This is a genomic window from Chryseobacterium sp. Y16C, from assembly GCF_022488405.1.
Taxonomy (GTDB): domain Bacteria; phylum Bacteroidota; class Bacteroidia; order Flavobacteriales; family Weeksellaceae; genus Chryseobacterium; species Chryseobacterium geocarposphaerae.
In genome coordinates this window covers 4,162,516-4,186,464 of the sequence record NZ_CP092711.1, presented here as the reverse complement: position 1 = coordinate 4,186,464, position 23,949 = coordinate 4,162,516, and the positions used below count along the sequence as shown (strand labels likewise).

The 23,949-nt window shown below is 34.9% G+C and carries 23 protein-coding genes; 11 read left to right on the top strand and 12 right to left on the bottom strand.

All coding sequences use genetic code 11. The features are described 5' to 3' along the window. Positions 1–21: 21 nt before the first annotated feature. Positions 22–1,308 (bottom strand): adenylosuccinate synthase, encoded by a 1,287-nt coding sequence (locus MKS83_RS18990; RefSeq protein ID WP_240580913.1) that lies wholly within the window; start codon positions 1,306–1,308, stop codon positions 22–24. Between the two features lie 168 nt (positions 1,309–1,476). Between MKS83_RS18990 and MKS83_RS18985 the strand changes: the two genes are divergently transcribed. Further along, entirely contained in the window at positions 1,477–1,923 is a 447-nt protein-coding gene (locus tag MKS83_RS18985; RefSeq protein WP_240580912.1) for a hypothetical protein, read from the top strand. A 55-nt stretch (positions 1,924–1,978) separates the two neighbouring features. Then, on the top strand, positions 1,979–2,572 hold the full coding sequence (locus MKS83_RS18980; protein ID WP_240580911.1) for a hypothetical protein: 594 nt from the start codon (positions 1,979–1,981) through the stop codon (positions 2,570–2,572). Between the two features lie 74 nt (positions 2,573–2,646). On the opposite strand, the gene MKS83_RS18975 is transcribed toward MKS83_RS18980, so the two are convergent. Further along, complete coding sequence (locus tag MKS83_RS18975) at positions 2,647–4,236, bottom strand: ABC-F family ATP-binding cassette domain-containing protein (RefSeq protein WP_240580910.1); 1,590 nt, start codon at positions 4,234–4,236, stop codon at positions 2,647–2,649. Between the two features lie 671 nt (positions 4,237–4,907). Here MKS83_RS18975 and hpt point away from each other — a divergent pair. The 6 genes from hpt (at position 4,908) to MKS83_RS18945 (ending at position 10,032) form a co-directional block, all read left to right on the top strand. Further along, on the top strand, positions 4,908–5,462 hold the full coding sequence (gene hpt / locus MKS83_RS18970; protein ID WP_240580909.1) for a hypoxanthine phosphoribosyltransferase: 555 nt from the start codon (positions 4,908–4,910) through the stop codon (positions 5,460–5,462). Between the two features lie 156 nt (positions 5,463–5,618). Next, a complete protein-coding gene (locus MKS83_RS18965; RefSeq protein ID WP_240580908.1) occupies positions 5,619–6,197 on the top strand; it encodes an adenylate kinase in 579 nt (192 codons plus the stop codon). Between the two features lie 67 nt (positions 6,198–6,264). Continuing rightward, a complete protein-coding gene (gene obgE / locus MKS83_RS18960) occupies positions 6,265–7,248 on the top strand; it encodes a GTPase ObgE (RefSeq protein WP_240580907.1) in 984 nt (327 codons plus the stop codon). 85 nt (positions 7,249–7,333) lie between these two features. Then, positions 7,334–7,996, top strand: a complete 663-nt coding sequence (locus tag MKS83_RS18955) for a porin family protein (protein WP_240580906.1) — start codon at positions 7,334–7,336, stop codon at positions 7,994–7,996. A gap of 151 nt (positions 7,997–8,147) precedes the next feature. Then, complete coding sequence (locus MKS83_RS18950) at positions 8,148–8,636, top strand: DUF6438 domain-containing protein (RefSeq protein WP_100378030.1); 489 nt, start codon at positions 8,148–8,150, stop codon at positions 8,634–8,636. An 85-nt stretch (positions 8,637–8,721) separates the two neighbouring features. Continuing rightward, positions 8,722–10,032 (top strand): DEAD/DEAH box helicase, encoded by a 1,311-nt coding sequence (locus MKS83_RS18945; RefSeq protein ID WP_240580905.1) that lies wholly within the window; start codon positions 8,722–8,724, stop codon positions 10,030–10,032. A gap of 38 nt (positions 10,033–10,070) precedes the next feature. Here the strand turns inward: MKS83_RS18945 and MKS83_RS18940 are convergent, their stop codons facing one another. From MKS83_RS18940 to MKS83_RS18910, 7 genes are all read right to left on the bottom strand, one after another. Continuing rightward, positions 10,071–10,838, bottom strand: coding sequence for a TatD family hydrolase (locus MKS83_RS18940; RefSeq protein WP_240580904.1), 768 nt, complete (start codon positions 10,836–10,838; stop codon positions 10,071–10,073). Positions 10,839–10,843: 5 nt separating this feature from the next. After that, positions 10,844–11,356 carry a DUF4269 domain-containing protein gene (locus tag MKS83_RS18935; protein ID WP_240580903.1) on the bottom strand — a complete coding sequence of 171 codons (513 nt, stop codon included), beginning with the start codon at positions 11,354–11,356 and terminating at the stop codon, positions 10,844–10,846. Further along, positions 11,349–12,308: a GSCFA domain-containing protein gene (locus MKS83_RS18930; protein WP_240580902.1), complete on the bottom strand. Its 960-nt coding sequence runs from the start codon at positions 12,306–12,308 to the stop codon at positions 11,349–11,351. Before MKS83_RS18930 ends, MKS83_RS18935 begins: the two co-directional genes overlap by 8 nt. Before the next feature lie 49 nt (positions 12,309–12,357). Next, positions 12,358–13,329, bottom strand: coding sequence for a polyprenyl synthetase family protein (locus MKS83_RS18925; protein ID WP_240580901.1), 972 nt, complete (start codon positions 13,327–13,329; stop codon positions 12,358–12,360). 248 nt (positions 13,330–13,577) lie between these two features. Continuing rightward, positions 13,578–14,720, bottom strand: coding sequence for an inorganic phosphate transporter (locus MKS83_RS18920; protein ID WP_240580900.1), 1,143 nt, complete (start codon positions 14,718–14,720; stop codon positions 13,578–13,580). Positions 14,721–14,740: 20 nt separating this feature from the next. Next, on the bottom strand, positions 14,741–15,379 hold the full coding sequence (locus MKS83_RS18915; protein ID WP_076392175.1) for a DUF47 domain-containing protein: 639 nt from the start codon (positions 15,377–15,379) through the stop codon (positions 14,741–14,743). A 150-nt stretch (positions 15,380–15,529) separates the two neighbouring features. Then, entirely contained in the window at positions 15,530–17,218 is a 1,689-nt protein-coding gene (locus MKS83_RS18910; RefSeq protein WP_240580899.1) for a DEAD/DEAH box helicase, read from the bottom strand. Between the two features lie 272 nt (positions 17,219–17,490). Here MKS83_RS18910 and MKS83_RS18905 point away from each other — a divergent pair, with 272 nt between their 5' ends. The 3 genes from MKS83_RS18905 to MKS83_RS18895 all read left to right on the top strand — a co-directional run bounded on the left by MKS83_RS18905 (position 17,491) and on the right by MKS83_RS18895 (position 20,555). Beyond that, the gene (locus tag MKS83_RS18905) at positions 17,491–18,156 is read left to right on the top strand and encodes a DUF2461 domain-containing protein (protein ID WP_240580898.1); all 666 of its coding nucleotides are present in this window, start codon (positions 17,491–17,493) and stop codon (positions 18,154–18,156) included. Between the two features lie 118 nt (positions 18,157–18,274). After that, the gene (locus MKS83_RS18900; protein WP_240580897.1) at positions 18,275–19,069 is read left to right on the top strand and encodes an FkbM family methyltransferase; all 795 of its coding nucleotides are present in this window, start codon (positions 18,275–18,277) and stop codon (positions 19,067–19,069) included. Positions 19,070–19,076: 7 nt separating this feature from the next. Then, positions 19,077–20,555 carry a lipopolysaccharide biosynthesis protein gene (locus MKS83_RS18895; RefSeq protein WP_240580896.1) on the top strand — a complete coding sequence of 493 codons (1,479 nt, stop codon included), beginning with the start codon at positions 19,077–19,079 and terminating at the stop codon, positions 20,553–20,555. Here MKS83_RS18895 and MKS83_RS18890 read toward each other — a convergent pair. From MKS83_RS18890 to aspA, 3 genes are all read right to left on the bottom strand, one after another. Continuing rightward, positions 20,548–21,627 carry a hypothetical protein gene (locus MKS83_RS18890; RefSeq protein WP_240580895.1) on the bottom strand — a complete coding sequence of 360 codons (1,080 nt, stop codon included), beginning with the start codon at positions 21,625–21,627 and terminating at the stop codon, positions 20,548–20,550. The two genes, MKS83_RS18895 and MKS83_RS18890, sit on opposite strands and share 8 nt — an antisense overlap. After that, positions 21,612–22,466 carry a glycosyltransferase gene (locus MKS83_RS18885; RefSeq protein ID WP_240580894.1) on the bottom strand — a complete coding sequence of 285 codons (855 nt, stop codon included), beginning with the start codon at positions 22,464–22,466 and terminating at the stop codon, positions 21,612–21,614. The genes MKS83_RS18890 and MKS83_RS18885 overlap by 16 nt, the downstream gene beginning before the upstream one ends. 82 nt (positions 22,467–22,548) lie before the next feature. Further along, positions 22,549–23,949, bottom strand: coding sequence for an aspartate ammonia-lyase (gene aspA / locus MKS83_RS18880; protein ID WP_240580893.1), 1,401 nt, complete (start codon positions 23,947–23,949; stop codon positions 22,549–22,551).

Below are 23,949 nucleotides of genomic sequence, written 5' to 3'. Positions count from 1 at the left end.
TTCAAAATATCTGAAATTATTTTAGAATAATTCTTTTCTGATAATGTTCTGGCTTCTTTCAGGACCAACAGAAACTAGATAAACGTTGATTCCTAAATACTTCTCAATAAACTCGATGTATTCCTGAGCCGTTTGTGGAAGTTCGTCGTAGCTTCTTGCTTTTGTGATGTCTTCTTTCCAACCTGGAAGATCTTGGTAGATTGGCTCGTAGTTGTACAATTTCTCTGTTGAAGAAGTGAAATAATCGATGATTTTTCCGTCTTCAGTTCTATAATGCGTAACTACTTTCAGGTTTTCAATTCCTGTAAGAACGTCTAATTTTGTAATGACTAAATTATTGATCCCATTGATCATACAAGCGTGCTTCAAAGAAACAAGGTCCAACCAACCTGTTCTTCTTGGTCTACCTGTAGTCGCTCCGAATTCGCCACCGATTTGCCTGATGCTTTCTCCTAATTCGTTGTCTAATTCTGATGGGAAAGGTCCGTTTCCAACTCTTGTGCAGTATGCTTTTGCAACACCGATCAGGTTTTGAAGTGACGTTGGCGGAACTCCCGCTCCTGAACAAACCCCTCCTGTAGATGGAGAAGATGAAGTAACATATGGATACGTTCCGAAGTCGATATCAAGCATCAAAGCCTGCGCTCCTTCGAATAAAACGTTTTTACCATCTCTGATGGCTTCATTTAATTCCAGCTCCGTATCAACGATTCTGTCCTGAAGCTGTCTTCCGATTTCTAAATATTCGTTGTAAATTTCTTCAACGTCTAATGTCGGTTTTCCGTAGTATTTTTCAAAAAGAGAATTCTTAATTTTTAAGTTTTTCTCGATTTTGTCTCTTAAAATTTCAGGATTCAGAAGGTCGATCATTCTGATGCCTACTCTTGCAATTTTATCTTCATAGCAAGGTCCGATCCCTTTTTTCGTCGTTCCGATCTGCGTTCCTCCGTGCTCTTCTTCACGGTAAGTATCCAAAAGAATGTGGTAAGGCATGATGACATGCGCTCTTCTGCTGATGAAAATGTGGTCAGTCTTTAAGCCTTTGCTCTCGATCTGATTCACCTCCTTAATGAAAGATTTAGGATTTACCACTACTCCGTTGGCAATGATACACTTCCCTTTGCACTGAAGAACTCCCGATGGAAGAAGGTGCAAAACGAATTTCTCTTCACCTACATAAACCGTGTGACCAGCGTTGTCCCCACCTTGGAAACGTACAACGTAATCCGATTTTGCCGATAAAACATCCGTGATTTTTCCTTTACCTTCATCTCCATACTGAAGACCTACAACTACGTAAGTTGACATATTTTACTTTTATTTTAGATTCATGCAAAATTACTTTTAAAAAATTGGGTGGGCAAATTTGTAGTGGATTTTATTTTTGAGTGGATGAAAATCATGGGGTTGGAAAATATTTAATTATGTTTTTAAAAGTTTATTATGTAGTTTTAGCTAATTAAAAACTTAAAAACTATGTCAACAGAAAATTATTTAACTCAAGAACAGATTCAAGAAGGAATGAAAAAAGGTTTGGAAAAATATGAAAACCTTAATTTTTTAGCAAAATTTGGAATGTTTATGGGGGTTATTCAAATTTTGGAATTTGGTCTAAAAAAGCTTCTTCAAGAAAAATTCGATTACGATTTAGATGAAATGGAAAAATGGACTTTGGGAAAAACAATAAAAGAACTTAAAGAAAAAGGATTACGTTCTGATTTCATAATTCTTCTCGAAAATATTGTGGAGCATAGAAATTACATCGCACATGAAATGCTTTCAAATATGGCTTTAATGAATAGCATTGTTCAAGATTTAAATCCATATCCTAAAGATGAAAGAAGACTTGATAAAGCAATTCTTGAATTAGAAAATATTATATTTTTATTTGATTGGACTAATAGTAATAATGGATGGGATTAAAAATTTCAACCGCATAACCTTTTAAACAATCTTTACAAAAATTACATCAAATAAAATGCAAGAAAACTCAAAAGATGAATATCTAAAAATAGCAAAAGAATACGTACTAAATAATGCTGGAGATCATGTTGAAGTTAGTTATACAGAAGATTATGATGATATCTTCGTTTTTGGTTACCAAGCAAAAGATAAAAAGGTTAGACTTGTAGGTCAAGGTCCAATACTTCTTGTAAAAAAAGATGGAAGAATATTTGAATACGGAAGTGGCACAGGCGAAGAAGAAGCTCTTGTTAAAGTAATCAATAAACTAAATAAGGAAAGGTTAATTAGAATTTTCCACAAAAATTATAATATTCAAAACAATAATTATGATTTAATAATAAATGATATATACAAAGATGAATATTTTGACTATGAAGAACTTGATGAATTAATTACTGTTTTATTAAGAAACAAAATCTATTATCTTAAATGTAACGAAAACAATGAAGTGAAACGTCATTATTACAATGAAGAAAAACTTAAAGAAATTTTGCAACAAACACCTGCGAATTTAGGTCACAATTTTGATGAGTATTTAGAAGATGTTCTTATTGATCTCATTAATACTAATATTTATTTCAGATGGACACTTTCAGAGATTAAATAATAATCATTCCGCAGAAACCTTTCAACGACTTAGATTCCTGCGGAATGACAAACAGTATTAATATTTTATTATTCTTATTTCAACAAAACCTCACTCACAACCCCAATCTCCTCCAAAAACACACCATCATGCGAAATCACCACTAAAGTTCCCTGATAACCCTTAATAGAATTCGTCAGAATTTCCACATTTTGAAGATCTAAATTATTCGTCGGTTCATCGAGAATAATCATATCAGGCGCTTTATTGCTGATGGAAAGTCCGCACAGAAGAAGTCGCAGCCGTTCTCCGCCACTTAGAACATCACATTTTTTGTCCCAGGTTTCCTTTCCGAATAAAAATCTTGACAATAAGGTTTTCACTTCAGATTCCTGCAACGCATTATCGTTGAACTGTTGGGCAAAATCATAAACCGTTGTCTGTTTATCAATCAAAGAATACTCCTGATCAATATAAATCGTCTGAAAATCCGATCTCGAAATCGTTCCGACAGAAGGCTGCAAATCTCCTAATAAAAGCTTGATCAAAGTAGTTTTTCCTGAACCGTTAGAGCCTTTGATCGAAATTCTGTCCCCGCTTCGGATTTCAAGATTGAGATTTTCTTTCCAAAGATTTTCTTCATTATATTTAAAATTAATTTCCTCTGCCGAAATCAAAATTTTCCCCGAATGCAGATTCGAATCATTAAAATTCACTTTCATCTGATCCGCATTTCTCACCGACGAACGCAAATCCCGCAAATCCCCGGAAATATCATTGATTTTCTCGGCATGAACAGACTTCAATTTCGAAGAATTTTTCTCGGCATTATTCCGTAACGTATTCATCATAATTCTCGCCACACCCGATTTTTCTTGTTTTCCTTTCCCGCGTGCGTCAAGCTTTTGCTTTCGTTCCAGTGTTTCGCGCTCCTTTTCTTTTGCCTTTTTCAGCGCGCGTTCTTTGGAATGAATATCATTTTGCAGCGCTTCATTTTCAATTTCTTTTTGTTCGCCATAAAGATCATAATTTCCGCCATACGTTGAAATCCCTTGGTTGCTTAATTCGAAAATCGTATCAACCAAATTCAGTAAAGCACGGTCATGACTGACAATCACAACGGTTGAATTCGTTTTTTCAATAAAATCATACAGCAGATTTCGTCCTTCCAAGTCGAGATGATTCGTCGGTTCGTCCAGTAAAATAATTTCAGGCTGATTAATTTGAATTCCGGCAAGGAAAACCTTCGTTTTTTGTCCGCCACTCAGGCTTTCCAATTTTTGATTTAAATCTAAATTTTCGAGTTTCCAATGTTGTAAAGCTTGCTGACAACGTTCTTCGATGTCCCAGTCGTCATTTAGTGTCTCAAAATAAATTTCATCCATTTCCCCACTCGTAATTTTTTGGAGAGCTTCTAGTTTTTCATTGATTTTCAAACATTCGGCAACCGTCAAATCATTGAAATTCCCGAACATCTGCGGAACATAGAACAAATCACCTTGGATATTGATGTCGCCTTCCAAAGGTTCAATTTCTTTCGCCATGATTTTCAGCAAGGTAGATTTCCCCATGCCGTTGCTTCCGACCAAAGCCGATTTTGAATGTGATGGTATCGTTAAATTGATAGAATTAAATAGCAGATTCCCCGCAGGAAACCCAAAGGATATATGGTGTAAAAAAAACATAATTTCTTTCTGTAATTAAAGTTAAAACTGCAATAACTTCGGTCGTTATTGTCTATAAAATCTGAAAGAAATTGTATCCTACATCCTGATATTTTGGGTTTTGTGAATGGCAAAGATAGTAATTTTTAAATATTTCAAAACATCAAAACATTCATAAAATTTCCAGCCCATTCTCTAATCTCATTTATTTTTTAAGAAGCTTTTCCCGCTTTCCACTATATCTTTTGCTTCGCAAAAGGATGTCGTTGCAATCGGGGCTAGGATATTTGTCATTCAGTAGGAATCTCAACCTAGTGTTAGAAATATGGAAAAATTGGGACTTAGATTCCTACGGAATGACAAACAAATGGAAGACTGTAATGTGAAAACATTGAAAATAAACCACCCCGTCAAAAATTTCAAAGAAATTTTCGCCACCCCTCCAAAGGAGGGGAATTTTTGTCCTAAGTAAGTCATTGATAACAAGTAACAAAGTCATCTTATAAAATAATTTTAAGTCTTATTTTAAAATAGATTCTTCACTCCACTACGTTTTGTTCTGAATGACAAAAACGCAAAATTTAAAAACTCATTAACACAAAAAACTCTAAAACCCTCAAACACAATCCTTCTCAAAGTCATAAAAAACTTTCGTTAAAAATCCTTAACTTTGCAGCCTACTAAAAATTTTTATGGAGAGTATTAAAGTTCACGACAAAACTTTCGTTCCTTATTTGGAGGACGCCGAAATTCAGGAGATTGTAAAAGCTACGGCTTTAAAAATTCATGAAGATTATAAGGATGAAGTTCCTGTTTTCATTGGGGTTTTGAACGGAGTCATTATGTTCTTTTCAGACCTTTTGAAGCACTATCCGGGAGAATGTGAGATTGCTTTCATCCAGATGAGTTCTTACGTAGGAACAGAATCTACAGGAATTGTTTACCAGAAAATGGAACTAACAAAGGACGTAAAGGACCGTCACATCATCTTAGTAGAAGATATCGTGGATACCGGAAATACGGTTGAAAGTCTTTTCAAATATTTTAATGAAACGCAACGTCCGAAATCTGTAAAAATTGCTTCATTCCTATTGAAACCCGAAGTGTATAAAAAAGATTTCAAGCTGGATTATATCGGAAAGGAAATTCCAAACAAATTTGTTTTAGGCTACGGATTGGATTACGATGAATTAGGAAGAAATTTACCGAATCTGTACCAATTAGAAGACGGACAAATCAACCATTAAAACGCTGTTGGCTATTAGCTGATAGCTTTTAGCTTAAAAAGTAAAATAAAGAAATAAATTTAATAATAACTTAAAAACGCTAAAGGCTAAAAAGCATATCAGCTAAAGGTAAAAAGCCAAAAGCCAGTTGCTAATTGCCAGAAGCAAAACAACATTATGATAAACATTGTTCTGTTCGGTCCTCCAGGAAGTGGAAAAGGAACTCAAGCACAAAACTTAATCGAGAAATTCAATTTGAAGCAAATCTCAACAGGTGATCTTTTCAGATTCAACATGAAAAATGATACGGAGCTTGGGAAACTGGCAAAGTCTTATATCGATAAAGGAGAATTGGTTCCGGATCAGGTAACAACAGATATGCTGATTGACGAGATCAGAAAACCTACCGATGCAGCAGGATTTATTTTCGACGGATATCCAAGAACGGCTGTTCAGACAGAAGCTTTGGAAAAAATCGTAAAAGAGGAATTAAATGATGAGATCGACATCTGTCTTTCTTTGGTAGTGGAAGATTCAATTTTGGTTGAAAGACTATTGAAAAGAGGAGAAATCAGCGGAAGATCTGATGACAGCAATGTTGATATCATCAAAAACAGAATAAAAGAATACTACGCAAAAACAGCAGAAGTAGCCGAGTTGTACAAGCAACAGGGCAAATATGTAGAGATCAACGGTGTTGGCGACATCAACGAAATCTCTGAAAAACTTTTTGCTGAAGTAGAAAAAGTAAAATAATCGAGATTCGGGGACGGGATTCGAGTTTTTCCTTATCCCGTAACTCGCAACTCGCAACAAATAATATATGTCTAATTTTGTAGATTACGTAAAGATTCATTGTAAAAGCGGTCACGGAGGTGCAGGTTCTGCGCATCTTCGCCGTGAAAAGTATATTCCTAAAGGTGGTCCTGATGGTGGAGACGGAGGCCGAGGCGGTCACGTTATTATGAAAGGAAATGCTAATGAATGGACTTTACTTCCCCTTCGTTATACCCGTCACGTAAAAGCGGAACGTGGTGAAAACGGAGGTAAAAACCAGTTAACAGGAGCTTACGGAGCGGATGTTTATATTGAAGTTCCTATCGGGACTATCGCTAAAAATGAAGATGGAGAAATCATTGGCGAAATTTTAGAGGATGGACAGGAAATCATCCTGATGGAAGGTGGAATGGGAGGTAAAGGAAACGAGCATTTCAAATCTTCTACCAATCAGACTCCAAGATTTGCTCAGCCTGGAATGGACGGGCAGGAAGGCTACGTAATTTTCGAGCTTAAGATTTTAGCGGATGTAGGTCTTGTTGGCTTTCCAAATGCCGGAAAATCTACGCTTTTATCGGCTGTTTCTGCTGCAAAACCTAAAATTGCAGATTATGCCTTCACTACTTTAACTCCCAATTTAGGAATTGTGGATTACAGAAATTATAAATCTTTTGTAATGGCCGATATTCCTGGAATTATTGAAGGAGCTGCAGAAGGTAAAGGTTTAGGACATAGATTCTTAAGACATATTGAAAGAAATTCGATTTTATTATTTTTAATTCCGGCAGATTCTGAAGATCACTTCCAGGAGTTTAAGATTCTGGAAAATGAATTAAAGGAATACAATCCTGAATTATTAGATAAAGATTTCATCATCTCTATTTCAAAGTCCGATCTTTTGGATGATGAGCTGAAAAAAGAAATCGCTGCCGAATTCCCTGAAAACAAACAACCGTTGTTTTTCTCTGGAGTTACAGGTGAAGGTCTTGTAGAATTAAAAGATGCGATCTGGAAACAATTACATGGATAAAATAACTATCTATTAAAAATATTATAAAGTACACTTTCGTGTACTTTTTTATTATAAAAGAAATTAAAACCATCAAATTAAAACTATGAAAAAGAATTTAGCAATTGCTCTGCTATTGTCAGTTTCAGCATTTATGAATGCACAAAACAGTCAGGAAAACACAAACACAAATTCAAAACCTGTTTCAGATTCAAAAATAAGCTTTGGAGTAAAAGGAGGATATTCTTTATCATCGATGAAATTTTTCGATGATCCATTAGATTCAAAATCATATTTCTATGCAGGAGTGGTTGCTGAACAACCGATAACTTCTAAATTTAGTGTGCAGGCAGAAGCGCTTTACACACAGATTGGAGGAAAGCAGCATTTCCCGATTATAGATTTTACAGGCTCCGGAATTGTAGAGAAAGGAAGTATAGAGTTTGACTATCAGCTTACTCAAATTCAGATTCCTGTTTCTGCTAAGTATTACTTTATTCCAAATTTATCAGCTTCTGTTGGAATGAACTTTGGCATCAATGTGTCTGAAAAAGTAAAGACTGATCAGGTCGTAAACGGATCAACCTCCCACGATTATGAAAATGTGAAAACATTGAATTTGTTTCCGTTTTTAGGTGCTGAATATAAGATTACAGAAAATATATTTGTGGATGCACGATATAATTTCAATTTCATTCAGGTCAATAATGGTGACTTCACTACTAAGATCGGATTTTTACAAGCCGGTGTCGGATACAGATTTAAATAAATGTTTAAAAAATAAAAGGAGAAACACGATGTTTCTCCTTTTTTGTAGAAAGCTTTACATATTACTTCACTTAATGATTTATTATAACAAAATAAATGTAGACAATTGCCTTTTGGAACAATTCTTGAAAGAACTCAGCAAAATTTAAACTATGAAATATCTATTCGGCTTATTAATGGCAATATTTTTATTCTCTTGCTCTACTCAAAAGAGCCCTTCAAAATATTCAACTATAGAATATGAAGCAGGAGCTTGTTTTGGATCCTGCCCTATTTTTAAAATCACAATTAATCCGGACAGAAGTGCCGTTCTGGAAGCAGAGCATTTTAATTTTTCCAAAGAATTTTCAAAAGCGGAATTTTCAAAACCAAGGGAAGGAACTTTCAAAGGAACCATTAAAGAAGAGGATTATAATAAACTTCTGGCTTTATTGGACGGTCTTGATATAAAAAAACTAAATGATAAGTACGGGGAAAGAAACATTACGGATCTTCCGACTTCTTATTTAAGAATCAATTTTACAGATAATACTTCAAAAACAGTAGAAGATTACGGTAAAAAAGGAACTGAAAAACTGGCTGAAGTTTACAGGTTTTTTGAGGATCTGAGGACTAATCAGCAGTGGACAAAAGTGAAATAATGATCTTAAAAATATTTAAGCTACCTTTGCAAAACATAATTCCTTCATTTTGAAGGAATTTTTATTTAATTAAAAAACAATTCATTTGAATTTTACAGACTTAAATTTAATAGATCCTATTGCAAAAGCAATTCAGGAACAAGGATATACCAACCCTACTCCTATTCAGGAAAGATCGATTCCGGAAATTGTAAAAGGGAGGGATTTTCTAGGATGTGCACAAACGGGAACAGGAAAAACCGCTGCATTTGCCATTCCTATTCTTCAGAATCTTTCTAAAAATCCTAAGAAAGGAAATCATATTAAAGCATTAATATTAACCCCTACGAGAGAATTAGCGATTCAGATAGAGGAAAATATCAAAGCTTATGGAAAGTACTTACCTTTGAAACATCTTGTTATTTTTGGAGGGGTAAAACAGGGAAATCAGGAAGCCGCCTTAAGAAAAGGCGTAGATATCCTGGTGGCAACCCCAGGAAGATTATTAGACTTTATTGCTCAAGGGATTATCAGCTTGAAAAACCTTGAAATTTTTGTATTGGATGAAGCTGACAGAATGTTAGATATGGGATTTGTACATGATGTAAAAAGAATCATCAAACTTCTTCCTCAAAAAAGACAGACTTTATTTTTCTCTGCAACTATGCCTGCTGAAATTCAGAAATTGGCAGATTCCATTTTGAACAATCCCGTAAAAGTGGAAGTTACCCCCGTTTCATCGACGGCAGAAACGATCAAACAATCCGTATATTTTGTTGAAAGAGAAGATAAATTAAATCTTTTGACCCATATTTTAAAGAACGATATTTCCGATTCCGTATTGGTTTTTGCCAGAACCAAACACGGAGCCGATAAAATTGCAAGGAAACTCCAAAAGGATAATATCACGACAGAAGCCATTCACGGAAATAAATCCCAAAATGCCCGTCAGAATGCTTTAAACAATTTCAAATCAGGGAAAACAAGAGTATTGGTTGCCACCGATATTGCTGCGAGAGGAATTGATATTGATGAACTGAAATATGTAGTAAACTTCGAACTTTCCGACGTTTCCGAAACCTATGTCCACAGAATCGGAAGAACAGGAAGAGCGGGTGCAGAAGGTACTTCTATTTCATTTGTAGACGGCCTGGATTTATTAAATCTGAGGAACACCGAAAAATTGATTGGAATGAAAATACCAATCGTAAAGGATCATCCGTTCCACACAGATAATCTTGTTGCCCAGAAAAGGGATTCAAATAATAAGCCTGTTCCGGCAGGTGCAGAGAAGCCTAAATCACAGAGTTCTGGTTCCGGCTCTCCTTCAAGAAAAAAACCAAAAAATCAGGCTTCACCGGCAGCTTCGTTAGGATTTAAGAAACCTAAGAATAAGAATTTTACCAGAAAGAAATAAAAAAATAAAGCCTTCAAAATTGGAAGGCTTTTATTTTTTTAAATATGAACGAACATTTTCTTCGCGTTCTCTGTCGTAATTCTGTCAATCTCAGAAAAATCTACCTTATAAATATCAACCAATTTTCCCGCTACCAGATCGAGATATGAACTTTCATTTCTTTTCCCCCGGTACGGCACCGGTGCTAAATATGGCGAATCAGTTTCCAGAACAATTTTGTCCAACGGAATTTCGTTTAAAAACTGATCAATTTTACCATTTTTAAATGTTACTACCCCACCGATTCCTAAAATAAAGTTCAGGTCAATTGCATGCTTCGCCTGTTCTAAATTCCCCGAAAAGCAATGGAAAATTCCTCTTAACTTCGGGTGTTTTTTTCTTTCCAACACTTCAAAAGTTTCATTAAAACTTTCTCTGGTATGAATTACGATAGGCAGATCTTTTTCAATGGCCCAATCGATTTGCTGTTCAAAAGCTTTCACCTGAATATCCAAAGTAGTTTTATCCCAGTACAGATCAATCCCGATTTCTCCGATTGCCGGAAAAGTTCTCTGATCCAGGTAATTTTTTACAATTTCCAGTTCTTTTTCCCAAGATTCCGGTTTTACATAGCAAGGATGTAATCCCATCATTGAAAAAATCCGGTTCGGATATTCTGTTTCCAGCTGAAGCATTTTTTCATGAGATTCTGAATCGATTGCAGGAAGATAAAATTCTGTAACTCCTTTTTCTATTGCTCTCTGAATGGCTTCCTTTCTGTCTTCATCAAATTCTTCAGCGTATAAATGGGTATGTGTATCAATCATTGTCTTTAAAATTTTAATAGATCTTCATAAGGGTTTTCCAGTCCTAACAATATTCCGAAAGCCGGTTCCGTTTTGATTCCCTTTTTCTTTAATTCTATTATTTTTTGTTTAAAATCTTTTCCTTTTTTCTCTAATATTTTGTATTCGGCAATCATATGACGATAAGCGTTTTGCTCAATGACAGGTTTGTTTTGCCCGAAAATTTCAACAGGAAATTCTTCCAATTCAAAATTACAAACTAAAAATTCTTCATTATCGGTATCCGATTTTTTAATCTTTATATCAAATTTTCCAAATGTCTGAATTAAAAATTTCTCAAATTCAGCACTATCCTTGACCTCACAAATAATATCCAAATCGCTTCCTTCAATATCAATTTCAATAGGAATAGTTCCTGCTAAAAGTGGTGAATAATTACTTAGCTTTTCGAATATTTTATGCTTTACAAGAACTTCATAAGCTCTTTTCTGCCTCTCATTTCCCTCTTTTAAATAATTGACGGTTGTAAAATCAATCATTAGAAAAAATTGGATGTTTTACTTTTTGCCTCTGAATTTCAATCCTTTGATTCAGTTTTTCTTTGAACTCCATATATTTTGGATCTTTTTCATCATCCGTTTTGTGTTCCAAGGCTTTCATGATTTTAAAATTCTCTTTAATAAAATCTTTTGTGTTCTCAGAAAAATAAGCGCCTCCAAATTTTTCAAAAATATAATTGATGGCCTGGTTATTCGGATGAATCATATCTTCCTTATAAAAACGGTAGTCACGGAGATCATCCATCATAATTTCGTAAATGGGAAGATAATGACAGTTTTCAAATTGGGAAATAACCTCGTGAACAGCTGTAATTAGTTTTGATTTACTTAATTGATTTTCAATCATTCCGTCTTTTGTATGACGAACCGGAGAAACTGTAAATAAAATCTGGACATCCTCTTTACAGATATCTTTCAAATTCAAAATGGTATCATAGATAGAATCCGTAAGTTCCTGATGGGTCAATAATCTTTTTTCAAAGAATTTTTGAGGAATTTTATGACAATTGGCTACCAGTTTTCGCTTCGGAATAAATTCATAGATAAATGAAGTTCCGTACGTAATAATAATCCAGTTGGAGTTTTGAAGAAAAGAATTTCCTTCTTCAATTTTCCTATTAATTTTATCCAGCGTCTGATGAATATATCTTGTATCAAAACTTGTATGATGATCCAGAGAAATAAATTCGTCATTAAAGGTAATTAATTCCTCTTCTTCATAAAATCCTGCATCATGCAGCCTTTTGACAGCATTATGAATTGAAAAGGGATTAAAAATAGTGCCGAAAGGGTTATTAATGGTCTGAAGCTGCCCTTTCTGAAGTAAGTCTGACATTTCGGAAGCAAAACACGAACCTATTGAAAATATTTTATCTTCAACCTCAATCTTCTTCCCCGATTCTTTAATGTCAACTTCTGTTCTGAATTTCATTAAATTAATTTGAAAATTTGAAAACGTGTCAATTTGACTAATTATCAAATTATGATTCTCTCCTCAATAAATAGTTAGCAAGTTCTGCAAACGGTTTTTTCTTTTCCTCCGGAATATCGATCTTCTGAAGATAGCTTTGCCCGATTTCGTTGTGTTTTTCAATCAGACGCAATGCTTTCTCGTCTACTTTTGTTCTTCTGAAAATCTTTTCTACTCCGTATACTTTATCGATATTTTCTGTCTTTTTAGAGTACCAGTAATCCAGTTCTTTTCTTTCTTCTTCCGTTGCATGTTCTCTCGCCATCAAATAAAGAACGGTCTTTTTGTTTTCGTAAATATCTCCGGCATGTTTTTTACCAAACTGCGCCTGGTCTCCGAAAACATCCAAATAATCATCCATAATCTGAAATGCGATTCCGATATGCTTGCCGAAATTGAAAATGGCTTTGGCATCTTTAAAATTAGCTTTTGCAATCAATGCTCCGATTTCGAATGAGGAAGCACTTAAAACTCCCGTTTTGTAAGTAATCATTCTGATATAATCATCAAAAGTCACATCTTCCTGTGTTTCAAAATTGATGTCATATTGCTGACCTTCACACAATAGCAAACCGGTATGGGTGAAAATTCTGACACACGCTTTGAAAATTTCAGGTTCAAGATCTTCAAAAAACTTATACGCCTTCAACATCAAACCGTCTCCTGAAAGAATTCCCGTGTTGATACCGTGTAAAGTATGAATCGTAGGTTTATTCCTTCTTAAAGGAGCTTCATCCATAATATCATCATGGATTAGGGTAAAATTATGGAAGAACTCAATAGCCAAAGCAGGCTTTATGGCTTCTTTCAAATCACCTCCAAATAAATCACATGCCATTAAAACCATAATCGGACGAAGACGCTTCCCACCATGTGAAATGATGTAGTTCATCGGATCATATAGTTCTGCAGGCTTATCTTTGAAAGTATACTTTTGAATAGCATCAGCAACAATCTGTTGGTATCGGTCTAAAAATTCCATAAGTTTTTAATAGTTTAAACAAAAATACGATTTTTCAGAGCTTTATAAAACAAAAAATATCATCATACCGATGAAATATTTTATTTTAATTTCTTAATAATTAATTCACAAATTACTTATTTACCGAAACCTTATTAATGTATATAAATATTTGAGAAAACCATTAATAAAAGGACTTAACTGGCTCCTTTAAAAACAAAAAACTTCGCCCGAATGGGCAAAGTTAATTATAGTATAAATTTTAAATCTTAAGATAAGAATGTTACCAAAAGGTAAGTGATACCTGCAACAATTGCAGAAATCGGAATGGTTAAAACCCAAGCCCAAAGTAAACTTACGGTAATTCCCCATCTTACGGCAGAAATTCTTTTTGTTAATCCAACCCCGATGATCGAACCTGTGATCGTGTGTGTTGTAGAAACAGGAATACCGAAATGGTCTGTAATAAATAAGGTAATTGCACCTGCAGTTTCAGCACTTACCCCTTCCAGTGAAGTTACTTTTGTAATTTTCGTACCCATGGTTTTGATAATCTTCCAGCCACCGCTCATTGTTCCTAAACCAATCGCAAGGAATGATACTAGAGGAACCCAAAGGTAGTGCTCTGCGAAATAATCGAAACGCCCTGTTGCGGGAATATTCAAATATACAGGATCTTTAAGCATTTCAACATGATAATAGATTAAAGCTGCACCAATAATACCCATTACTTTCTGAGCATCATTTAATCCGTGTCCCAAGCTGAATAAAGCTGAAGATCCCAACTGTAATCTTTTGAAAGATTTATCTGCTTTGTGTGGGTTTGATCTTTTATAAAGGTGAACGATAATTAACGTAATAATAATCGAAATCACCATACCTATGATCGGAGCCATGAAAATGAACAGGAAAATAGGGATTACTTTATCAAATTTAACTACACTCTGATGAGTAACCTGATTAAAGGCTTCTTTAATCGTTCCCCAGAATCCTAAATCAGGCTGCGCCGCAGCAACAGAGTGATAATCCATCATGAAAGCATGCATTAAAGCCGCTCCAAGGAAACCACCGATTAAGGTATGAGAGGAAGATGAAGGAATACCAAACCACCATGTCAAAAGATTCCAGGCAATTGCCGCAACAAGACCTGAAAAGATAACTTCAAGAGTGATAAAATTTTCGTTAACCGTTTTGGCAATTGTATTACCAATTTTAAATTCTCCAATGATATAAGCAGCAATAAAGAAAGCTGCAAAATTCCAAAGCGCTGCCCAAAGTACAGCCTGGAAGGGAGTTAAAACTTTTGTAGAAACAATAGTCGCAATTGAATTGGCTGCATCGTGAAAACCATTGATGTAATCAAATATTAAAGCCAAAGCAATAATAACTATAAGTAAAATCGGAAATTCCATTGTTTAATTATAATTATTAATTAAGCGTATTTAATCATGATGTTCTCAATCGTGTTGGCAACATCTTCTGCTTTGTCAGTTACTACTTCAAGATAATTAAGTACAGATGAAACTTTGATAATATTGATGGCATCATTTGTTTCGAACAATTCTACCATAGAATTGGACAACAAATCGTCTGCAATGTTTTCAATAGAATTTACTTTGATACAAGCTTCTTTTACCTGCTCCATGTTTTTGAAACCTTTAAGGTTTTTCATTGCATTCTGAATTTCAAGACATGCTTTGTGGATCAGTAAAGAAAAATCTGAATACGCCTTCATTTCCGGCGACTTGTAAAGGAAAATATATTTTGTAGAAGCGTAGATATAATCTGCGATATCGTCTAATCCTGTTGCTAATGTATGGATGTCTTCTCTGTCGAATGGAGTAATGAAGTTTTTTCCTAATTCTACGAAGATTTCGTGAGTAAGCTCATCATTTTTGTGTTCATAATCGCTCATCTTTTTCAACATAGAATCGTCGTTAAGATCGAAGTCTTTGATTCCGTGGTTGAATTCCTCAGACATTGCTACAAGGTTTTCTGTTACTTTTTCGAAAAGCACAAAGAAGATTTTATCTTTTGGTTGAAAAGCGTGGAAAATATTACCAATTCCCATTTTTAAGTTTTTATAATTCGTGTGCAAATTTCTTAAAAAACCGCCTTACCTGAAAGAGTACAACATTAAGTTTTGTTAACATTGAATTAACATATGATTATCATATAAAAAAGCCGGCTTTACAGCCGGCTTTTCATTATTTCTAAGCGTTTAGTTTGCTACTTCAGCTCTCATTTCTTTTCCTTTGAACTTCATAGAACCAATATTACTTAAAACATTGTCCTTATATGATTTTTCAACCTCAAAGAAGGAGAATTTTTCTAAAATTTCAATATCACCAATCTCCGCTCTTTTCTTAGTTTTTCCATTAGATGTCGCTTTGTTGATAATATCCAGAACATCTAATTTTTTAAGCTGGTCTTTTTTCCCCAGATTAAAGAAGAATCTTACCATATTTTCGTTTCTTCTTCTTGGTTTTCCGCCACGATCTCTGTCTCCTCTCTCACGATCTCTGCCTCTGTCTCTGTCGCGGTCTCTTCTGTCCCTTCTGGATCCTCCGTCATCATCTCTGCTGCTTAATTTTTGTTCAACAAGATCATGTCTGTCTTTATAATAAGCTGCAAGATCTTTCAGCTGGAACTGAAGCAGTTTATGAACCAATTCTTCTTTTGAGAACGCTGATAAATCAGGAATTAAAGAATCATCAAATTCAAAGAAATCTTCATGCACTTCGAAAAGACTTTCGAAAACACCACCAACCTGAGCTTTTATAATATCATCACCTGTAGGAATTTTCCCTTCTGTGATTTCAATTTTTGTTGCTGATTTGATCTGCTTTAATTTTCTGCTTTCTTCAGGCTTAATTAATGCCATAGAAACCCCGTCTTTTCCTGCTCTACCTGTTCTACCACTTCTGTGAACAAATACTTCCGGATCATCCGGTAAAGAATAATGAATAACGTGCGTTAAAGAATTCACATCCAACCCTCTTGCTGCAACGTCGGTTGCCACCAAAATATCGATGTTCTTCAATCTGAATTTCTTCATTACCGTATCTCTCTGCGCCTGAGAAAGATCACCATGAAGTGCATCTGCTGCATATCCGTTCTGCATCAGGAAATCGGCAACTTCCTGAGTTTCCATTCTTGTTCTGCAGAAAATAATTGAGTACTGATTCGGATTTGAATCGATCAATCTTTTCAATGCTTCTTTTTTCTGACGGTAACCAGCCACATAATATTCATGCTTGATGTTCTTCTTAACTTCGTTAATTGAACCAACAGAAATTCTGTGAGGTTTTGTCAGATAATTTTTAGAAATCCTCTCTACTTCTTTGTTCATCGTAGCCGAGAACAAGAAAGTCTGTTTTGTTTCAGGAGTTTCGCTTAAAATGGTTTCCAATTCGTCTTTGAAACCCATTGAAAGCATTTCATCAGCTTCGTCTAAAACCAGCCAATGAATCGCAGAAAAATCTAATGCTTTTCTGTTAATTAAGTCGATCACTCTTCCCGGAGTTCCTACAATAATTTGTGGTTTATCCTTCAAAGATCTGATCTGCTCCATAATACTACTTCCCCCATACACTGCAGTTGTTTTTACATTCTGCATGTATTTAGAATAGTTCTTAATGTCTTTAGCAATCTGAAGACATAATTCTCGTGTCGGACAAAGCACCAATAATTGGATTTTGCGACTCGTATCGTCAATCATATCCAAAATCGGAAGCGAAAATGCTGCTGTTTTGCCTGTCCCCGTCTGCGCAAGTGCGATCAAGTCGCGAATATCTGAAAGAATAAAAGGGATAGTCTGTTTTTGGATTTCTGTCGGGCTTTCATAACCCAGTTCGCCAATTGCCTTAAGAATATCAGGACTTAAATTGGTCTCCGTAAATAAATTCATTAAATATTTTAAAATTTTTGCAAAGATACAATTATTATTTGGATTATATTTTATACTATATTACGGAATTGATAATTTTATTTTTCAAAACCCTAAACATTTTGAATTTTATACAGAAAAAGCACAAAATAATTATTTTAAATTTATCAATACGCCAACACAATTTCAATCATCATCTTATAATTAAAGGCTTAATAAATTATCAATTAACCAAATATTTAAAATTTTGGCAACAATTTATATTTCATTATTTTTGAATAAAATAAAAAGATATGCCTTCTGTAATTTCCCCAAAAACGTTAGATTTTCTGAAAAAGCTGGAACAAAATAATAACCGCGAATGGTTTACAGAAAATAAAAATCTTTACACAGAGTCCCAGCAAAACGTCATTGCGTTTTTGGAAGACCTACTTAAGGAAATGTCTGAATTTGATGAAGAATTAGCTAAAATTGATGCTAAAAAATCTTTATTCAGAATTTACCGTGACACCCGGTTCTCTAAAGACAAAATTCCTTACAAGACCAACTTCGGTGCCTCTTTGGGAATGGGAAAAGGAAGCCAGAAAGGAGGATATTATCTTCATCTTGAACCCGGAAAATCTTTTATTGCCGGAGGAATTTATATGCCGGAACCTGCTGTTTTAAAAGAACTTCGAAAAGAGATTTCACTATATGGAAATGAGTTTCTTACCATTCTGAACAATAAAGAATTTAAAAAGCATTTCCCTGAAATGGATCAGGACGACAAACTCAAAAAAATTCCGCAAGGTTTTGAAAAAGAAGATCCGATGGCTGAATTTTTAAAGCTAAAAAATTTCATCGTAGTATATTATCTGAAAGATGAAGAAATACTGAATAAGGATGCGGCAAAAAATCTTACAAAAATTTTCAGGCTAATGAAACCTTTAAACGATTTCCTGAATGCTCCTTTTTTATAAAATTGCGCAGAACACAAAAGTCAAATTAACCCCTGATAATCAATTCAATACATTTTGCTATTTTTAACAGGAATTTAACATTTTTGTGTATCTTTGCATCCCGTCTAAATCTACACTAATGTCTTTATATCAAAGGATTGCAGAAAATCTTCAATATATCAGTCCGAGTTTTTACAAAAGAAGATACTTTAAAAGCTTATACAAGCTTACCAAAGAAAACTTTTCTACACGCAATGTAGAGCCTGAACTGGTTTGGATTAAAGAATATCTTCAGGACCATTCTGTGATTTTTGATATCGGAGCTAATGTAGGAACTTTTTTGTACCACCTGGAAGATAAACTTAAGCCTCAGAACATTTACGGTTTTGAGCCCAATAAAAAGCTTAATAGCAGATTAAAAAGATTATTTCCGTTGATGCACATTCATTCTGTGGCACTTTCTGACGAAAATACAACGGCTGAATTTAAAGTTCCTATCATCAACGGTAAAATGATTGCTTCTCGTGGAACGCTGAACACTTCGTATAAAGAAAAAGGTGAAGAAAAAAGCTACACCGAAAAAGTAGAAGTCATCAAGCTGGATGACTGGGCAAAAAAAGAGGCTATCACCAAGCTGGACTTTATCAAAATAGATGTTGAGGGCAATGAAATGAAAACCCTGAACGGAGCCAAGAGAACGATAGAGAAATTTAAGCCAACTTTAATGGTAGAAATGGAGCAAAGACATCACAACACTCCTATCTGGAATGAAATTGCTGAAGTAGCTTCATGGGGATTTGATGTAAAATACCTGAACAGAAAAAACTTTAAGCTGGAAAAACTGACTGAGGAAGTTTTGCTGAAAAACAGTGCCAACGAAAAAAATAAGACCGAATACATCAATAACATTATTTTCACCCCTAAAATCCAATAAGAAACCTATGAGTTTAGTAGCAAGACAGGGCTTCAAATATTCCATTATTGGGTATATTGGTTTTTTACTGGGGACGGTTTCTGCACTCTTTATTTTTCCAAATGATTTTGAATTTTACGGAAAACTCCGCTACAGCATGCAGACTGCAGAAATGCTAGTACCTTTTGTTGTTTTCGGAATTTCTTATGCGAATGTAAAATTTTTTCATTCTTTGCAAAAAGACGGAAAAACCCAAAATATGCTTTCCCTATCATTGGTGAGCATTCTTATTAATTTCCTCATCTTTTCTATTATATTTTTCGCGCTTCCCTATTTTTATCCAAAATTTCTGCATTCGGAGGCCTGGAAAATCAAAGAAATTATCTTACCCTTAATTTTAGTCTTGTCGCTTTGTGCGATTTTCAATAAATATATCTCCAACTTTAAACGAATTGTAGTTTCCAATATTTTTGACAATCTTTTTCCTAAGATTGCCAATCTGGGAGCTTTTTGTCTTTTCTTTTATTTTTCTTTTTCCCAGAATATTGCGTTGGCATTTTTCTTCGGGATCTTCGCACTGATGCTTTTCGGATATATTTATTATACCAATAAACTTCAGAGGATCAATTTTGATCTCAGCACCGATTATTTCAAAAAAGACGGTTTCTGGAAAGAATTTCTGAACTACAGTTTCTTTGGATTTTTAGGAACTTTCGGAAACTATCTTGCCATCAATAGCTTTATGATCGGTGAGTTTATGGGAATGGAAGAAAACGGAATTTATTCCGTTCTGTATGCTTTAATTTCCCTGATCTCGATTCCGCAGCTTGGATTATTCAATATTTCAGCACCTATTATCAGTCAGCATCTTGCGGATGGTGATATGGAAGGACTCGACAGATTCCACAAAAAAACTTCTCTTACGCTATATTTTTTAGGAGCAGTCTTGTTTTCATGCATTATGGTAGGTTTTCCATATCTCACTCAGTTTATGCCTAAAAACGGGGTCATGCTAAGACTATATGAGCCGGTGATCTGGATCTGGGGTTCTGCTGTTTTAATCGATCTGGCAACAGGATTCAACGGGAATATCATTTCCTTATCAAAATATTACCGTTTCAATATTTTAGTGATGCTTCTATTGGCGGGGTTAACGATTGGTCTTAATTTCTATTTCATCAAAAACACAGACCTGAAACTTGTCGGAATTGCTTTATCTACCGCGATTTCCTTAACAACATATAATGTGGTAAAAATTATTTTCAATTATGTAGTCTTCAAAGTATCTCCGTTAACAATAGAAATGATCTTTGTTTCCATCATCTGTACTTTAGCTATTACGGTGGCAATTGTTTTACCAAATTTCAGTAACAATTTCATCAATCTGATCTACAAACCTGCCGTAGTTTTGATATTGATTTTTATCGGAAATTATTTCACAAAAGTTTTCCCGATCGAGGATTATCTGAATAAAAACTTTATCAAAAGTATTTTTAAGTTTAAATAGAAATTAAACCCGTTAGAGTATTTTCTAGATTTTCCTGAACAGATTTCCTGTTATATTTTTTCTGAAAGTCATACGATATGTTTTTAAGCGCTTTAAACTGTCCAATAACATTTTCCTCTTCAGGAATAATAAAATCTGTTTTTGAAGGATAATTACGCGGAAAAACAGCCCATTTTCCAAACTTAATGGCATCGCCAAGATTTCCTGTCATTTTGGTTGTTCCGTAGATTTCTTTCTGGCTGAAAAATTCTGTTTCCTGCTGGATCGGGCACCATAAAACATCAGCTTTTTGCATCCATTTTTCAAAATCTTCTGAAGAAAGCCGTTCCGGAAAATACTGAATAGTAATAAATTCAAGAGATCGCTCTAAATCTGTAATTTCTTTTAGTTCCGATCCTTTTGCTTTTCCCAAAAAGACAAATTCAATTAGTTTATCTTTAACCTTACCTTCTTTAAAACCTTTCTCTATTTGTTTTATTTTAGCGAAAATTCTTTTATAATCCCTTCTTTTTTGGGAAACACCTCCAGGGATAACGATTACTAATTTTGGATCTGATGGTTTTTCAAAATCTTTTGTATAGAAAAGTGGTAAGAATTTATATTTTTCAGAACGAAGCGCCTCATCCAGCACCAATAATGTTTTTGCCTTTCTATACGCTGCAGAAACACTGAATAGCCCTTCTTTCCACCATAATTTCAATCTATAAACAAGATCTTTTTTAAAAATATTTTTGAACAGACTGAATTTTGAAAGACTGGTAAAATTGATATTATGGACAATAAAAGCGGTGTTGTATTTCTGAGCAATTGTTTGAAAAGTGTTGAAATACCGATGAACAGTTCCAACAATAATCAGGTCATATTTTTTAGCTTTCAGTTGTTCAGCAATCATCGAACTGTCTGAAAGAAAAACGTTTTCCTCACCTGTCTGAATTTGTTTTTTTATTTTTTCAGAAAAATAATAATCTACCGCAAAGTTTTCAGAATCCTGCATCAGCTCCAGAAAATTCTGTGCAATTTCAGCATGAGTATCAATTTCTATGTAGGCGATCTTTTTCAAATTTTCAACCATTTCTTTTTTAAGGCATTCCAACGCTGATCATTAATCACTTTTTGTTCGTCTTTTGAAATTTTAAGTTCTAATCGCTGAGAACGGCAGCTTTCATAAGCTTTAACAATTTGTATGAAGAATGATACGGATTTATTTTTCATTGCCTCTTTTGATGAGGCAACATACGCCAGAAACCTGTTCAATCCTAAGAAATAAAAGTATCTTCCGTAATAATCTGCCGGTTTTATGGTGTAATCACTTCCTTTTACTTTTAATAATTTCACCTGTAGCTCCGGCAAAACCACTTCTTTCCAGCCTAAATTTTCGAGCAAAATAGCATCAATATTATCCCATCCCAGCGTTTCTCTTATTCCTCCCATCGCGTCAAAGCATTCTTTTCTGTAGGCTTTCATTGGTCCGCGAACATGGTTTTTATTGGAATTGCCTTCATATACCCATTCTCCGTTTTTCTCTACATACAGCAATCCTCCCACCAAACCGTATTTCGGGTCATTCTGAAAGGCTTCGTTTATAATTTGAAGATAGTTTTCAGGAATAATAATATCTGCATCAAATTTACAGATCACCTCAAATTCTTCAGGGTTTTGAGTATTTAACCCATTTTTAAAAGCTGCAACCACTTTTGAACCGGGTTGATGAGCAGATTTCTGAAGATTAATGGTTTCGAAACGTGAGTCTGTATCCGTAAAGCGCTTGATTACTTCAGGCGTCGTATCTGTAGAGCCATCGTTAACGATCACTACTTTAAAATCTTTAAAACTCTGCTGCTGTAAAGATTCCAAGGTAAATGACAAATGCGCTTCTTCGTTATGCGCAGGAATGATGATTAAAAATTTCAAAAGATATTTTTATAAATGATGGATGATAAGTGATAAATGATATAAGCTTGTATCGACTACCATTTATCACTCATCAATTATATTACTTGTTGTGGGGTTTCAGCATATTTTTCGGATCAAGGATTTCATCCAGTTTTTCTTGGGAAAGCAAACCTTTTTCCAATACTAAATTATATACGCTTTTCCCTGTTTCCAATGCTTCTTTGGCAATCTGGGTAGATTGTTTGTATCCGATATAAGGATTTAGTGCTGTTACAATACCAATACTGTGTTTTACCATATTTAAACAAACTTCCTTATTCGCCGTGATCCCTGTAATACATTTTTCACGAAGGGTATCTAATGCGTTACTCAGGAAGTGAATATTTTCCATGATTGCATGGGAAAGTACCGGTTCCATTACATTCAACTGTAATTGTCCGGCTTCGGCTGCAAAAGTCACGGTAAGATCATTTCCAAAAACTTTAAAACAAACCTGGTTTACCACTTCAGGAATTACAGGGTTAACTTTTCCTGGCATGATGGATGATCCCGGCTGCATTGGCGGCAGGTTGATTTCGGAAAGTCCTGCTCTTGGTCCTGAAGACAGCAGTCTTAAATCATTACAGATTTTTGATAATTTCACTGCAAGACGCTTCATTGCAGATGAATAAATTACATAAGATCCTGTATCCGGCGTTGCTTCAACCAAGTCGGGTGCAGAAACGATAGGAAAGCCTGTAATCTCAGCCAGATTTTTAGCGCAAAGCGCCGCATACCCTAAAGGAGCATTAATTCCTGTTCCGATAGCCGTTGCTCCCATATTTACTTCAACAAAAAGGTTCGCATTGTTATTCAGCTTGGAAATATCTTCTTCCAAAGTAGCTGCAAAGGCTTCAAATTCTTGTCCAAGCGTCATCGGAACCGCATCCTGAAGCTGAGTACGCCCCATTTTGATTACGTCCTGGAATTCTTTTCCCTTCTCACGGAAAGCATCCACAATTTTGATAAGTTTCCCTACCAAGGTATCGTTCATCTGTAACAGTCCCATTTTGATTGCCGTAGGATAGGCATCGTTGGTAGACTGCGAAAGGTTGATATGGTCGTTCGGAGAACAAAATTCATACTCTCCTTTGTTTTTTCCAAGCTTTTCCAATACCCTGTTCGCAATCACTTCATTCGCATTCATATTGATTGAAGTTCCTGCTCCTCCCTGAATCATATCTACCGGAAACTGCTCGTGCAGTTCTCCGTTAATCAGTTCATCACAGGTTTCAGCAATTTTGAAATATAGATTTTCATCAAGAAGCCCTAATTCATAATTGGTTTTGGCAGCCGCTTTTTTTACAAAAGCAAGCCCTTTTATAAATTCCGGGTATGAAGACAGGAGCTGCCCGGAAATCTTAAAGTTGTCTATTGCTCTCTGGGTTTGTACACCATAGTAAGCGTTTACAGGCACATTTAATTCACCTAAAAGATCGCTTTCCTTTCTGTAATTTTCCAT

What these genes read in the sequence shown, in the direction of transcription:
- MKS83_RS18955 (WP_240580906.1), top strand. Translation starts at nt 7,334, where the DNA reads ATGAAAAAGAATTTAGCAATTGCTCTGCTATTGTCAGTTTCAGCATTT.
- MKS83_RS18895 (WP_240580896.1), top strand. Translation starts at nt 19,077, where the DNA reads ATGAGTTTAGTAGCAAGACAGGGCTTCAAATATTCCATTATTGGGTAT.
- MKS83_RS18925 (WP_240580901.1), bottom strand. Translation starts at nt 13,329, where the DNA reads ATGGAATTTTTAGACCGATACCAACAGATTGTTGCTGATGCTATTCAA.
- MKS83_RS18910 (WP_240580899.1), bottom strand. Translation starts at nt 17,218, where the DNA reads ATGAATTTATTTACGGAGACCAATTTAAGTCCTGATATTCTTAAGGCA.
- MKS83_RS18985 (WP_240580912.1), top strand. Translation starts at nt 1,477, where the DNA reads ATGTCAACAGAAAATTATTTAACTCAAGAACAGATTCAAGAAGGAATG.
- MKS83_RS18990 (WP_240580913.1), bottom strand. Translation starts at nt 1,308, where the DNA reads ATGTCAACTTACGTAGTTGTAGGTCTTCAGTATGGAGATGAAGGTAAA.
- MKS83_RS18975 (WP_240580910.1), bottom strand. Translation starts at nt 4,236, where the DNA reads ATGTTTTTTTTACACCATATATCCTTTGGGTTTCCTGCGGGGAATCTG.
- aspA (WP_240580893.1), bottom strand. Translation starts at nt 23,949, where the DNA reads ATGGAAAATTACAGAAAGGAAAGCGATCTTTTAGGTGAATTAAATGTG.
- MKS83_RS18930 (WP_240580902.1), bottom strand. Translation starts at nt 12,308, where the DNA reads ATGAAATTCAGAACAGAAGTTGACATTAAAGAATCGGGGAAGAAGATT.
- MKS83_RS18890 (WP_240580895.1), bottom strand. Translation starts at nt 21,627, where the DNA reads ATGGTTGAAAATTTGAAAAAGATCGCCTACATAGAAATTGATACTCAT.
- MKS83_RS18940 (WP_240580904.1), bottom strand. Translation starts at nt 10,838, where the DNA reads ATGATTGATACACATACCCATTTATACGCTGAAGAATTTGATGAAGAC.
- obgE (WP_240580907.1), top strand. Translation starts at nt 6,265, where the DNA reads ATGTCTAATTTTGTAGATTACGTAAAGATTCATTGTAAAAGCGGTCAC.
- MKS83_RS18935 (WP_240580903.1), bottom strand. Translation starts at nt 11,356, where the DNA reads ATGATTGATTTTACAACCGTCAATTATTTAAAAGAGGGAAATGAGAGG.
- MKS83_RS18980 (WP_240580911.1), top strand. Translation starts at nt 1,979, where the DNA reads ATGCAAGAAAACTCAAAAGATGAATATCTAAAAATAGCAAAAGAATAC.
- MKS83_RS18900 (WP_240580897.1), top strand. Translation starts at nt 18,275, where the DNA reads ATGTCTTTATATCAAAGGATTGCAGAAAATCTTCAATATATCAGTCCG.
- MKS83_RS18950 (WP_100378030.1), top strand. Translation starts at nt 8,148, where the DNA reads ATGAAATATCTATTCGGCTTATTAATGGCAATATTTTTATTCTCTTGC.
- MKS83_RS18915 (WP_076392175.1), bottom strand. Translation starts at nt 15,379, where the DNA reads ATGGGAATTGGTAATATTTTCCACGCTTTTCAACCAAAAGATAAAATC.
- hpt (WP_240580909.1), top strand. Translation starts at nt 4,908, where the DNA reads ATGGAGAGTATTAAAGTTCACGACAAAACTTTCGTTCCTTATTTGGAG.
- MKS83_RS18920 (WP_240580900.1), bottom strand. Translation starts at nt 14,720, where the DNA reads ATGGAATTTCCGATTTTACTTATAGTTATTATTGCTTTGGCTTTAATA.
- MKS83_RS18905 (WP_240580898.1), top strand. Translation starts at nt 17,491, where the DNA reads ATGCCTTCTGTAATTTCCCCAAAAACGTTAGATTTTCTGAAAAAGCTG.
- MKS83_RS18965 (WP_240580908.1), top strand. Translation starts at nt 5,619, where the DNA reads ATGATAAACATTGTTCTGTTCGGTCCTCCAGGAAGTGGAAAAGGAACT.